Source organism: Virgibacillus dakarensis (genome assembly GCF_900155625.1).
Taxonomy (GTDB): domain Bacteria; phylum Bacillota; class Bacilli; order Bacillales; family Amphibacillaceae; genus Lentibacillus_C; species Lentibacillus_C populi.
Genome location: NZ_LT732554.1, coordinates 1,823,429 through 1,836,276, shown reverse-complemented (window position 1 = coordinate 1,836,276; position 12,848 = coordinate 1,823,429). Strand labels below are relative to the sequence as shown.

Sequence of the window (12,848 nt, the reverse complement as noted above, 5' to 3'; positions counted from 1 at the left end):
AGAAGCATCTTGCAAGAAAAGTTGCCACCGCACTTATTTCCGGCTGCACAATCGTATTGAAGCCAAGCCAAAAAACACCAAACACCGCCATGGCATTCACTAAAATTATCGATAGCATGAAAGACATCCCTAAAGGAGTCTACAACGTAGTAACCGGTACGGGGTCAGAAGCCGGAAATGCATTGGCAAAACATGAGAAAGTTGCTATGGTGACGATGACGGGAAGTATCCCGGCCGGTACGAAAGTGATGGAAGCAGCGGCCCAGAATATTACAAAAGGGTAAATCTCGAACTCGGCGGCAAAGCACCAGCAATTGTAACCAAAAATGCTGATTTGGATCTGGCTGTCGAAAATATCGTTACATCACGACTCGCTAATAATGGACAGGCCTGCACAAATGCAGAACGTGTCTATGTCCATGAAGATATTGCAGATACATTTGTCGATAAGTTGAAGGAAAGCTTTGAAAGCAAAACCATTGATAATCCGCGGGAAAATAGAAACGCTGACGTCGGCCCGCTGATCAGCCATGACCGCCTGAAAACCGTAGAAGATATGGTGAACAAAGCAAAAGAAAATGGTGCAAAGGTTGTTGCCGGTGGAGAACCGGCAGATCTGGAAAAAGGCTACTTTTACAAGCCAACAGTTCTGACCAACGTGGATCATGATTCAACTATTATGCAAGAGGAAATTTTCGGCCCGGTTATTCCGATTGCAACGTTCAAAACATTGGATGAAGCTATTGATAAAGGTAACGACACGGTTTACGGTCTGTCTTCCTCCGTCTATACCGATGATATGAACGAAGCGATGCGTGTTGTCAATGAACTTAAATTTGGTGAGACCTACGTTAACCGTGAAAACTTCGAAGCCGTACAGGGCTATCACGCTGGCATACGCAAATCAGGTCTTGGAGGAACAGATGGCAAACACGGGTTGGAAGACTTTCTCGTCACCCAAGTCGTCTACATGCAATACAACAATAATAAACAGTAACAAGAAAAACAGGCGCCAGGTACTGAGGTCTAAATCGACCTAGTGCCTGGCATATTTTATCATTTAAGCGTTTTGAAAGACAGTGAGATCGATATGTGTTTTTTATGCTTATGGTCAAGGTTCCTGTACATGTATCAGATTCAGCATTGGCTGTACAGCCTAGCTAACCCTTGTATATTGTTTAAGATATTAGATCTTTTATAAGTTTTAATCGAAAGAATCCCCCTTGTAACATACAAGGGAGAGTATATCATTCTACTGCCACTTCTCAATCAAATTATCCGCTTCTTTATCTAAATCACTGAAAGCTTTCTCAGAAATCGATTTATTCTCTAACATTTGGTTAATTAATTGTTTAAAGCTAGTCATATGTTTAACAACTTTCTCAGCTTGTTCTTTATTTTCGTAATGGCTTACAGCAGTCAAGTGGGTTGTTAATAAATGAACATCATTCTCACTATCAAATTCACCTTCATTTGCTAGACGCTCTACTAATGTTCTCATTTTAGCTGCACTAATTTCTTTAGCATCTTCTTCTGCGCCATAACTTAACAGATTTGTAAAGATTCGGTACCCACCAGGTACTTGATTAGCAATTTGACGATAGAATACTAAACTCGTATATAGATAGGTTCCTTCACCATAATTTGTCATCAAAATACCACTATCAAACGGATCTTCTCCTGGATCTGCCATACTTACAAACGTTTCATATCGATCATCCCAGTTCATAGGGAAATACAGCCCTCTTTCTTGTACCCAGCCATTCCAGTCATTGTCTGTTATTTTGTTTGGAAAGTTAAATAATTTATGATCAGGCTGCGTCATTGTGACTTGCGCATCCTCATCAGTAACTCGCCATTCAATTGATGGCATACCTATTTCTAATGAATAAGGTGGAGTTTTATTTGTATCCCAATTATCCCCTGGTTTATGATATTGGACAACGACATGTCCCCCATTTTCAGCATACTCAAGTAAACGCTGATTATTTTTTATTAAGTCTGGTCGTGATAAATTTGCTCTAATGCCTGTTACAATGGTATCGTATTGACTCAAGTCACCTGATTGCAAATCCGCTTCATTTAATTTCGTTACATCAAAACCCACATCCAATAAATAATCAGCTACTTCATCAAAACCACTTTCAATATAACCGATTTTTAATGAATCCGGTTTTAACAATTCAAACGCAACACCATCCATTGTTGACGGATATTGGAAATAGGAGTCTTTAATATGATCATAGCTTATTTCCTGAACGGTTGTATCATATTCCTTACCATCAGATTCAACGATTGCTTCAGCTGAAAATTCTCCTTTCTCTATGTTCTCAGGAGGGGTAATTTTAAATTGTGTCTTTTGTTCATCTAAACGATCTTTGAAATTAACATCTGCTTTTTCTGGAACACTTGTCCATCCTTCAGGTAAATTTAACGAAACGGATGCATTTTTTTCACCTTTGTAATAATTTTTTACCTTTACGTTAACAGTGTACTCACTTTTCAGATCAGCCGTATTTACCACAATATCTTCTGGTTCTGTTGATACTGAGAGAGCCGGCAACACAGCGAACGTTTCATCTAATTCCAGTATGTTTGTTGTCTCTATTCCTTCTTCTTTAAATGTTATGCCTGATTGAACAGATGATTCACCATACGGTTGATAGTACGCTGCATCCTTTGGAACATGAACAGTAAATGTTATATCTCTTGATTCATTTGGTTCCAGTTTTTTAATATCTGATCCATCCCCGCTATCAACTGTCCATTCTTCTGAGGTAAGTAGAGAAGCATCAATTTGATGTATTGCTTGCTTTCCATTGTTGGTAATTGTCATTTTAATTTTAGTACTTTCACCTTGGGTTACTACTTCTGAATCAAGGGTTGTTTTTACATCTAGCCCTGATGCTATTAAGCTAACTTTTTGAAGTTGCTCTTCCTTCAGCTCAAGCTTATGGAGTAGATCGTTTTTTACAGAAGCATCTATATCCCCTTTTTCAACTTTATCAGTCAGCTTCTGTACATTGCGCAAAGCTTCTTGAGAATTCGGTAATATCGCTTCGCGGTCGGGATATAAATTAACAATTTCATTCAAGTCTTTTTGTAAGTTCTCTAAATTGGCGCTAATATCATCTTCAGAAACAACTGTTGCCCACTCACTGAAGTCATATGGAATATTTGCGAAAATATCATCATCCTCTTTATTTGGATAAATTGATTTTTGTAATTCCAAGTTAAATTCCCTAGGCTCAACGGGTACATCTTTACCCATACCCTGACTCTTATGCATATACCTGGATTTTTCTCCAAGTTGAGGATAGGACATTTCATAGATAGGATTATAGTCACCAATTTCAACGGAGGTTGTTGCAGTATCTCCTGATTCAGCTGGTAAATAGAGTTTCTTCACCTGCCAAGCTGATAATCCCTCCTCTTCAATTTGCTCAGGGAAGACGGTTGGATCAGTCGCATCTTCAAATGCACGCTGACTCAATATTGCCATGGTTCTATGGTGCCCGTGTTGGCTAGGTACATTTCGAAAAGAAGGCATAACCACATCTGGTTGATAGCTTCTTATAAAACGGATGAGTCGTTCATATGTTAAATCTTCACCCCATTTTTCTAATGTCTCTTCAGGTGATTTCGAAAATCCAAAGTCATAAATAGGATCTGAAGTGGTTTCACTTAAATGATATGCCTTTACACCAGTAATTTTAGCGGCTTCGATCATTTCGTTAGATCGAATAATCCCAAGCGCATTACCAAGTTCATTCCCTATTTCGTTTTGACCACCCTCTCCTCTATTTGCGATAAGGCTGGAAGTTTTAACACCTAATCCTCTGGATAAATATGCTAGTAAATCACTGCGTTCATCATCGGGATGCGCCCCAGTATTTAAAAAAGTTACTGTAGTATTAAGAGGATTTACTGCATTCCACAATTCAACGTCCGGATCATCCTTTTCCTTCGCCAACCCCTGAAATGGTAGTAAAGCGGTTAGCAACAGTAGTGATAAAAGTAATGGTAAATATTTTTTCACCTTGTAACCCCTTTCATTTTTTGTTCATATTTGCCTTGATAAAACTAACTCCTTTCTCCAATTTTTAGTTAGTTAGCATTACTAACTAACATAATCTGGCAACACATAGATTACGGTAAACTTTATCATTTTAACAAAACAATGTAAATAGTACGAAAATACTATTTATTTAACTTCTCGTATAACCTGCTTATCTCCTGAATAAATATAATTATTTGAAAGTAAACCTTTACAATTTATAAGTTATTTTTGTATAATAATTTTTAAGAATCAAATTAGTAAGTAAAGTTTACTAACTACTAGTTGAAATTTTTACCGCAGATATTATTCCAATCACCAGAGGACAAAATAATATGAAAAAGAATTTTATTTAAGGAGTTTGTTTAATGCAAAAGGGAAATGCAGCTTACATAAAAACAATCAATAAAAAGCTTATTTTACAGTGTATTAAAGAAGGTAAAGCTATAACCCGTGCTGACATATCAAAAAGACTTTCACTCAGTAAACCAACTGTCTCCACACTCGTTAACCAGTTACTGGAAGACGATCTTATATATGAATCTGGTAATGGTCAAGCAGCTAATGTAGGAGGAAGAAAGCCTGTTAACCTAATGTTCAATTCAAAGCAATCATACATTATAGGTATTGATATTGGCGGTACGAATGTTCGTTCAGGAATTACTGATTTGAATGGTGATGTCTGCGCCTATCGTAATTTTCCCACGCAACAACACTTAGGCAAAAATTTATTTAAAGAAATAAAACGAAGTGCAGAGTCGATGAAAGATCAACTTAAAATTGATGATAAAAAAATACTTGGTGTAGGTGTTGGAACACCCGGTGTGACAAATGTAGCCGAGGGGATTGTGTTAGAAGCTCCTGCTTTAAGATGGAAACACTTCCCAATAAAAGAAAGGCTAAAGGAAATTTTTGATTTACCAATTGAAGTAGATAACGATGTAAATATAAGTGTATTAGGAGAGCATTGGAAAGGAATTGGGAAAGACAAATCTAATTTAATATATATTGCAATAGGTACAGGTATTGGCAGCGGCATTATGATAAATGGAAGTTTATACCGAGGAAGTAATTATAGTGCTGGTGAAATTGGTTATTTAGTAACTAACCGTGTTCATGCAAAAGATTTTCATCCCGTTTATGAAGGTTATGGATTTTTAGAAAGCATTTCAAGTGGTTCCTCGATAGGGAAGCAGTTATCGGATAAAATTGGAAAAGATGTTACAGCTAAAGAGGCTTTTGCTTTTTACAAACAAAATCATAAAGATGCCATAGAAGTAATTAATCTAGCCTTAGAAAATCTAGCAATTGGACTCGCTAACTATGTATCTTTATTTGATCCAGAGTTAATCATTTTAGGGGGTGGTGTCAGTGGTTCATTTTCTATTATACAAGAGCAGGTTATAGACATTATGAAACGGTATACGCCAAGAACATGCGAGGTACAACAGACAACTTTTGGAAAGGAAGCAGGGATCGTCGGTGCAGCAGCATTATTTTTAAAAGAGCATGACACATTATTTAATATTTAACAAGGGGGAAAATTTAGTGAAAAACATGAAAAGCAATTGGTTAATTTTATTATTGTTTGTAACTGGTATCACTCTATCTGGTTGTATGGCCGGTGGTTCCGGTGACGAAGAAGCTTCTTCATCAGGTGGCGAGAAGAATGATTTAGAAGAAAAGGTAGTCGTTTATTCTCCACATGGGACAGATATTTTGAGTGACTTCCAAAAGCAATTTGAAGAGGAGTATGGCATCAAAATGGAATTTCTTGACATGGGGTCGCAAGAAATATTAGACCGGGTTCGTTCTGAAGAAAACAATACACAAGCAGATGTCTGGTGGGGGGCTCCCCAAGTTAACTTTAACCAGGCAAAAGACGAAGGTCTATTACAGGAATATAAACCATCCTACGCCGATTCTTTAGATGATCTGTACCACGATCCTGATTGGATGTGGTCGGGAACATCGATAACACCACAGGTAATTTTATACAACACGAAGGAAATCTCTGAAGAAGAGGCTCCTAGCGATTGGGATGACCTGCTAGACCCAAAATGGAAAGATGACATTATTATTAGATACCCACTGGCTTCTGGTGGGATGCGCACCATTTTTTCCGGAATAATTTACGATACGTATAAAGATTCAGAGGATCCCAAGGAAGGCTACGAGTGGTTGAAAAAGCTTGATAGCAATACAAAAGAATATTCCGCTAACCCGGAAATTATGTACAACCAAGTCGCAAAAGGGGTTGGTACCTTATCAGTTTGGAATATGCCGGATACTGTACAACTAGCAGAAGAAAAGGGCTACCCATTTGGTTATAAAATTCCAGAAAGCGGCACTCCCGTACTTACTGAAGGTATCGCAATTATAAAGGACGCACCACATCCAAAAGCAGCAGAAGCATTTTATGAGTTCGTTAATACGCCAGAGGCTGCTAAATTATTAGCAGAAGAATACTATCGGATCCCAACTCGTGACGATATTGAGAATCTCCCTGCTTGGATTGAGGAAACGGATATAAAACCAATGGATATGGATTGGGAATTGGTTGAAGAAAAATCAGATGAATGGATGGACTACTGGGATAATCACATCAAGAGTACAGACAAAGATAAAAGTGATGAAAGTTAGGGTACTATACAATGTTTTTACAGAGTAATTAGAAGAATGCTATATCACCCTGCATAGGGTGATAAGCTTCTTTTTCAAAGAAAGCGGGGTTGTTGTTTCATGTCAACTGTTAATTTATCCGAAATTACAAAAAGATTTGGTGATGTGACAGCAGTTAAAGGTTTAGATTTACTTATCAAAGAGGGTGAATTTTTTACTTTCCTCGGCCCAAGCGGATGTGGAAAAACCACCACTCTGAGAATGATTGCTGGTTTCTACTATCCAACTGAGGGTAAAGTGAAATTCAATGATAAAGATATGACTAGAGTTGCACCGGAAAAAAGAAATACCGGGATGGTTTTCCAAAACTATGCCTTATTTCCTCACATGACTGTATTTGAGAATGTTGCCTTTGGATTAAAGGTAAGAAAGATTAGCAAGACCGAAATAAAGAAAAAAGTTGGAGATGTCCTAAAAAAAGTGCGTTTAGACCAGTATATTGGTCGTCAAGTTAGTCAATTAAGTGGTGGTCAGCAGCAACGTGTAGCTTTGGCACGTGCCCTTGTAATTGAGCCGGATATTCTATTATTAGACGAACCGCTAAGTAATTTAGATGCTAAATTACGAGAAGAAATGCGAACAGAGATTTTAAGATTACAACGGGAATATGGTATCACAACAATCTATGTAACACATGATCAAGTAGAAGCGTTAACGATGAGTGATCGAATAGCTGTATTTAATATTGGGAAATGTCATCAAGTCGGTACACCAACGGAAATTTACAATAAACCGGTAAATGACTTTGTTGCTAAATTTATAGGTGAAACGAATCTTTTACCAGTAAGTTTTAAAGAACATAAAGACACAAAATCCGTATTTTACACACCAGATATGGATCAATCCATTTTCGTGCACAATACCGAATTAAACATAGCCAGCTATACGAATGAAGATAAACTCTATATGTCGGTTCGTCCAGAAGCTGTTAAAATCGATACAAATAAGCTAGATGGCAATAACGTATTTACTGGTAGCGTATCACTTGTCCAATTTACTGGAGAAGCGGTTCATACCTATGTAAAAATGAATGATCAAATTACTATCAAGACTACCAATTTAAATAAAGGCCCTAGTACATATCTGAATGAAGGGACCGAAGTAAATATACAATTTCCCGAAGACCAAATAAGAGTAATTCCAGGTGAAAAGGGGTGATCAGTGGATGTTAAACGCAAATAAGCGAAAAACGATAATCCTCTTGATTCCGGTTGTGTTGGTGTTAGCTGGATACGTACTCTACCCTTCAATCGCAACGTTGATTGAAAGCTTCAAGAAAAATGGTTTGTTTTCATTAGCAAACTATCAGGATTTCTTTGGGGCAAAAGCAGCAGCGAATTTCGAGGCATTATGGAACTCGGTATATATTTCCCTTTTGTCCGTTTTCTTTAGTGCTTTAATTGGTATCCCATTAGCATATGTCTTTAACCGTTACGATTTTCCTGGACGTCAATTTTTTTCTAATATAGCTATTATGCCAATTGTCCTGCCTTCTCTAGTCGGTGTTATGGCATTTATGTTTTTATACGGAGAAGCTGGTTTGGTGCCTAATGCTATTAAAGATTTATTTAACCTATCAAAAGTGCCGTTTAGTATCGGGGGGATTTCAGGGATATTAGTAGTACATGCTTACACGATGTACCCTTATTTTTATATGACAACAGCATCTGCATTAAATAATATAGATCCTTCATTAGAGGAAGCAGCATACAATCTTGGATCTAACAAATTTAAAGTGTTTTGGAAAGTAACATTTCCCCTGCTAACTCCTGGATTAGTTGCAGCGTCTTTATTGGTATTTATGGTATCCATGGCTTCCTTTAGTGCACCTTTTTTATTAGCTGGTGGATTTAGAGTATTAAGTTTGCAAATATACTTTTCTAAAATCAATGGTGATTTAGAAATGGCTGCTACACAATCCATTATTTTGTCAGCTGTTTCCATTTCCTTCTTACTGTTTATGCGCTGGTATCAAAACAGAAAGGACTATCGGATGGCAAGCAAAGGGATCGGTGTCCACCGAAGTGAGGTGCGCAATCCTATTTTAAAATGGATCATGGTGACGATTGGGATTATAGCCGTAATCATTTTGTTACTGCCGCATGTCACACTACTTATGCTGTCACTTGTACCAGAAGGAGCTTGGACTTGGCAGACATATCCACAAGCATTCAGTTTTGAGAATTACAGCTTGTTATTTGACAACACTACCATTTGGGAGCCTGTAAGAAATAGTTTAATTATGACATGTCTCGCCTGTGCAGGTGTGTTTATATTTGGCATTATCACATCCTATGCACTTGTCAAACGTAGCTTTATAGGAAAAAATTTACTGGATATCCTGGTAATGATCCCGTGGGCCTTACCAGCTACAGTCGTTGGTATGAATCTTATCTTAGCGTTTAATAAACCTACACCGTTCTCATTTGGACACATTCTTGTTGGTACATTTTGGATTTTGCCGTTAGCTTACTTTGTTCGCTTCATTCCATTAGTTGTACGGTCTACAAATGCTGTATTAGAACAAATGGATGATTCGTTGGAAGAAGCAGCTCAAAATTTGGGAGCAAAATGGTTTTATACATTCAGACGGGTAGTTATCCCAATCATCATGCCTGGCGTTTTAAGCGGTACTTTGCTTGCTTTTGTTCAGGCAATCGGAGAGTTTCCAACATCCGTATTATTATACACATTGAGCAATCGGCCGATATCTATTGAAATTATGAACCAGCTTCGTATGTTTAATATGGGTCAAGCTGCCGCATATGGAATGATTCAAGTCGGTCTAATAGCAATTGTCATGTATATCGCTTATAGATTCTTCGGAGTCAAATCGGAAAATACGTTATAGAAAAAGCAATACAATTTTTAATATCGAGGTGCTTTTTGAATGCGTACGTTAAAGGAACAATTTGAAGAAGTAGACGGTAACACATTTCCAGGTAAAACGTATATTGATGAATTGTTAATGCCTGTATTTTATGATCAAAAGGAATATCTATTTGATGCGATGTTTAAGATCCATACAGCACACACCACCATGCTTGGAGAACAAGGTATTTTAACAGAAGAAGAAACACGTAGAATATTAGCAGGTATAGACGAAGTAGAAAATCTTGACCGTCAAAGTATCACATATTCAGCAGAATATGAAGATCTATTCTTCCTGATAGAATCTCAAATTGGGAATAGAATTGGAGATGAATTGGCCGGAAAAATGCACATTGCAAAAAGCAGAAATGATATGGGAGAAGCAATGTATCGAATTGTGTTACGGAATTATTTACAAGATACAATCAAAAATGCCGAAAAATTAAGTGAGGCGATACTTGATCAGGCAGAAAACCATGTGTATTCCGTCATGCCTGCCCATACACATACACAGCCTGCCCAACCGACAACATTTGGTCATTATTTAGTCGCTGTTTACGATAATCTCCAACGTGATGTTAACCGAGTAAAACAGGCATACCAAACTGTCAATCAATCTCCTATGGGGGCTGCAGCAATAACAACAACTGGATTCCCCATCAATAGAGAACGAATGGTAGAATTGCTTGAATTTAATGGTTTAATAGAAAACTCCTATGATGCTATTGGTGCCGGGGATTACTTAATAGAATCTGCACAAGCACTAATTAGCCTAATGACAAATATGGGTCGCTGGATTCAAGAGTTTTTACGGATGGCTTCAAAAGAAGTAGGATTAATTAAAGTGTCTGATGCCTATGTACAAATAAGTAGTATTATGCCCCAAAAAAGGAACCCGGTATCAATTGAGCATTCTCGCTCAATCGCTAGTAGTGCAGCGGCTGAAGGAATGGCAGTGGTTCATATGATCCACAATACTCCTTACGGGGATATTAATGATACGGAAGATGATTTACAGCCACATTTATATACTGGTTTTAACAAAGGGAACCGCGTGTTAAAGCTAATGCGTGCAGTTATTTTAACAATGGATTTTGATAAAGAACGCGCCTACCAGCAAGCTAGGGAAAATATGATAACCATTACCGAACTCGCTGATGTATTAGCACGTGACTATCAAATTTCATTTCGAAAGGCACATCAAAAAGCAAGTGTTGTTGCTAAAAAAGCGGATAAAGAAAATAAACAGCTGTATCAAATAAGTCTTCACGAAATAAATGATTGGTTAGGAGATGTTGCATTAACAGCTAAAGACTGGCAGGAAATTACTGATCCAATCTGTTTTGTGGAAAGAAGAAATATTACTGGGGGTACAAACCCTGAAACAGTTAAAGGAATGATTAAGAAGAGGAAGGGTACCTTATGAATGACTGGAAAGAGAATTTGACAAATTACTAGATTAAAGATTAAACATATTTTAAGCAGTAAAATTTTTCGAGCTAAAAAACACTTTATTTTAAAGAAAAGGGGGATTCATTTAAAAAAGTTCATGTTTTTGGAAAACATGGATTCGCCGATACGAGGTATTTTTCGAGGTTCGGTATTCCGGCCATTGAATTTGGGCCATCTGAGGATCATTGGCATGGGAATGATGAATATGTTGTTTTGGATTCGGTGGGAACGTATAAGGAAATTGGCTCTTCGCTAAAAGGAATGAAATTAGGCAAATGTTAATCAAATAGTTTCCAGAAAATCTATGAAAACCCGGATAAAGGAACGGGTTTAGTTGCGAGCGATGCATGACGCCATACTGATCCCTGTTCTTTTTATTTTGGTGTGAAGTCCAAATTATTTCCCGAACATCTTCTCTGAGTTTTCCATACATTGTTCTCCGTCTATATTTAGGAATAAATACAATATGGTACATGCAATTCCACTTTGTATGTGATAAACTTGATCTATCCATAATGGATGTCCTCCTCTGTCTGGCAATGGCTGCGAAACCTTTGTCAGACAGAGGAGGACTTTTTTATCATACGTAAAGGTACTTCCGTTTCTCTTCTCCCACGCATAGCATGGGGCTTAATCTGGAGTTAATTAATTATCCTCCGGTAGTACCAGCGTATATTTACTTGAACGATCATAGGCATTCCCTTATTTCATGGATTCCCTAATAATATGCGGTGACGTCGGAAGCTCGATACCAATCTTATCATCTGTTTTGTATTTTTTGCTGTCATGTGTATTAAACACATCAACTTTCAATTCGTAATTTTCAACGTCAACAAAATATCGCGTGAAATTTCCATTATAAATAATATTGGTTATCGTTCCTTTTAACGAACTGGATGCATTGATTTTTATCCGCTCTGGTCGAACAAGCACCGTAGTTTTTTCTCCGATTTTCAAATCTTCACCGTGTTCTCTTTTCAATTTTTCAACCGGAAAGTGTATGGTTCCCGTATCAAAATAATGACCTTTTTCACTCTCTTGTAAATACCCGGTAAAAAAGTTTGCTTGTCCTACAAAAGTAGAAACAAATTTGTTGCTTGGATAGTTGTAAATTTTATCGGATTTGTCAAGCTGATGAATAATTCCTCCATTTAGAACCGCAATACGGTCTGAAATGCTTAAAGCTTCCTCCTGATCGTGTGTGACAAAAATGACAGTTAAATCCAATTTGTCTTTTATTTTACGTATTTCCTTACGAAGTGCAATCCGTAAATTAGCATCGAGATTGGATAATGGTTCATCCAGCAATAATACTTTAGGCTGTAGAACAAGACAGCGTGCAATTGCTACTCGCTGTTGCTGGCCTCCACTTAATTCTTTTGGTTTTCGATCCCCATAATCATCCAGTTCCACCTGGGATAGCGCCGTCATAATTCGATTATGCTGTTCTTTCTTGGAAACTTTCAATTGCTTCAATCCATAAGCTACATTATCATAAACCGTCATATGAGGAAAAAGAGCATAATTTTGAAATACCATACCCGTTGACCGTTTTTCGGGTGGCAATGTATCAATCTTTTCATTATCCAAAATAATTTCACCCGCATCTTGTTTATTGAATCCGCCTATCGTTCTTAAAAGTGTTGTTTTCCCACAACCACTAGGACCAATAAATGAAATAAGTTCACCTCGCTTAATCGAGATAGAAATATTATCTACGGCTTTTACATCCCCAAAGTATTTGCATACATTTTTTAATTCAAGAAAGTTGTTTTCTGACATGTAG

General features: G+C 37.4%; 8 protein-coding genes and 1 pseudogene. 6 read left to right on the top strand and 3 right to left on the bottom strand.

Annotation, left to right across the window (positions count from 1 at the left end):
- Nucleotides 1–8: 8 nt before the first annotated feature.
- Nucleotides 9–997, top strand: a pseudogene (locus CZ382_RS18465) (aldehyde dehydrogenase family protein); the annotation flags it as partial.
- Between the two features lie 255 nt (nucleotides 998–1,252).
- Here CZ382_RS18465 and CZ382_RS18460 read toward each other — a convergent pair.
- Nucleotides 1,253–4,039, bottom strand: coding sequence for an FIMAH domain-containing protein (locus tag CZ382_RS18460; protein ID WP_088052637.1), 2,787 nt, complete (start codon nucleotides 4,037–4,039; stop codon nucleotides 1,253–1,255).
- A 386-nt stretch (nucleotides 4,040–4,425) separates the two neighbouring features.
- Between CZ382_RS18460 and CZ382_RS18455 the strand changes: the two genes are divergently transcribed.
- The 5 genes from CZ382_RS18455 to argH all read left to right on the top strand — a co-directional run bounded on the left by CZ382_RS18455 (nucleotide 4,426) and on the right by argH (nucleotide 11,036).
- Nucleotides 4,426–5,589: an ROK family transcriptional regulator gene (locus tag CZ382_RS18455; protein WP_088052636.1), complete on the top strand. Its 1,164-nt coding sequence runs from the start codon at nucleotides 4,426–4,428 to the stop codon at nucleotides 5,587–5,589.
- 25 nt (nucleotides 5,590–5,614) lie between these two features.
- On the top strand, nucleotides 5,615–6,700 hold the full coding sequence (locus CZ382_RS18450) for an extracellular solute-binding protein (RefSeq protein ID WP_088053539.1): 1,086 nt from the start codon (nucleotides 5,615–5,617) through the stop codon (nucleotides 6,698–6,700).
- Nucleotides 6,701–6,799: 99 nt separating this feature from the next.
- The gene (locus CZ382_RS18445; protein WP_088052635.1) at nucleotides 6,800–7,897 is read left to right on the top strand and encodes an ABC transporter ATP-binding protein; all 1,098 of its coding nucleotides are present in this window, start codon (nucleotides 6,800–6,802) and stop codon (nucleotides 7,895–7,897) included.
- A 7-nt stretch (nucleotides 7,898–7,904) separates the two neighbouring features.
- Nucleotides 7,905–9,590 (top strand): ABC transporter permease, encoded by a 1,686-nt coding sequence (locus CZ382_RS18440; protein ID WP_088052634.1) that lies wholly within the window; start codon nucleotides 7,905–7,907, stop codon nucleotides 9,588–9,590.
- A 39-nt stretch (nucleotides 9,591–9,629) separates the two neighbouring features.
- The gene (gene argH / locus CZ382_RS18435) at nucleotides 9,630–11,036 is read left to right on the top strand and encodes an argininosuccinate lyase (protein ID WP_088052633.1); all 1,407 of its coding nucleotides are present in this window, start codon (nucleotides 9,630–9,632) and stop codon (nucleotides 11,034–11,036) included.
- 111 nt (nucleotides 11,037–11,147) lie between these two features.
- On the opposite strand, the gene CZ382_RS24565 is transcribed toward argH, so the two are convergent.
- Together CZ382_RS24565 and CZ382_RS18425 are read right to left on the bottom strand one after the other, a co-directional pair.
- Nucleotides 11,148–11,576, bottom strand: a complete 429-nt coding sequence (locus tag CZ382_RS24565) for a transposase (RefSeq protein WP_268811333.1) — start codon at nucleotides 11,574–11,576, stop codon at nucleotides 11,148–11,150.
- A gap of 188 nt (nucleotides 11,577–11,764) precedes the next feature.
- Nucleotides 11,765–12,844, bottom strand: a complete 1,080-nt coding sequence (locus CZ382_RS18425) for an ABC transporter ATP-binding protein (RefSeq protein ID WP_088052632.1) — start codon at nucleotides 12,842–12,844, stop codon at nucleotides 11,765–11,767.
- Between the last annotated feature and the right edge of the window lie 4 nt (nucleotides 12,845–12,848).

What these genes read in the sequence shown, in the direction of transcription:
- CZ382_RS18425 (WP_088052632.1), bottom strand. Translation starts at nt 12,844, where the DNA reads ATGTCAGAAAACAACTTTCTTGAATTAAAAAATGTATGCAAATACTTT.
- CZ382_RS18440 (WP_088052634.1), top strand. Translation starts at nt 7,905, where the DNA reads ATGTTAAACGCAAATAAGCGAAAAACGATAATCCTCTTGATTCCGGTT.
- CZ382_RS18445 (WP_088052635.1), top strand. Translation starts at nt 6,800, where the DNA reads ATGTCAACTGTTAATTTATCCGAAATTACAAAAAGATTTGGTGATGTG.
- argH (WP_088052633.1), top strand. Translation starts at nt 9,630, where the DNA reads ATGCGTACGTTAAAGGAACAATTTGAAGAAGTAGACGGTAACACATTT.
- CZ382_RS24565 (WP_268811333.1), bottom strand. Translation starts at nt 11,576, where the DNA reads ATGGATAGATCAAGTTTATCACATACAAAGTGGAATTGCATGTACCAT.
- CZ382_RS18455 (WP_088052636.1), top strand. Translation starts at nt 4,426, where the DNA reads ATGCAAAAGGGAAATGCAGCTTACATAAAAACAATCAATAAAAAGCTT.
- CZ382_RS18450 (WP_088053539.1), top strand. Translation starts at nt 5,615, where the DNA reads ATGAAAAGCAATTGGTTAATTTTATTATTGTTTGTAACTGGTATCACT.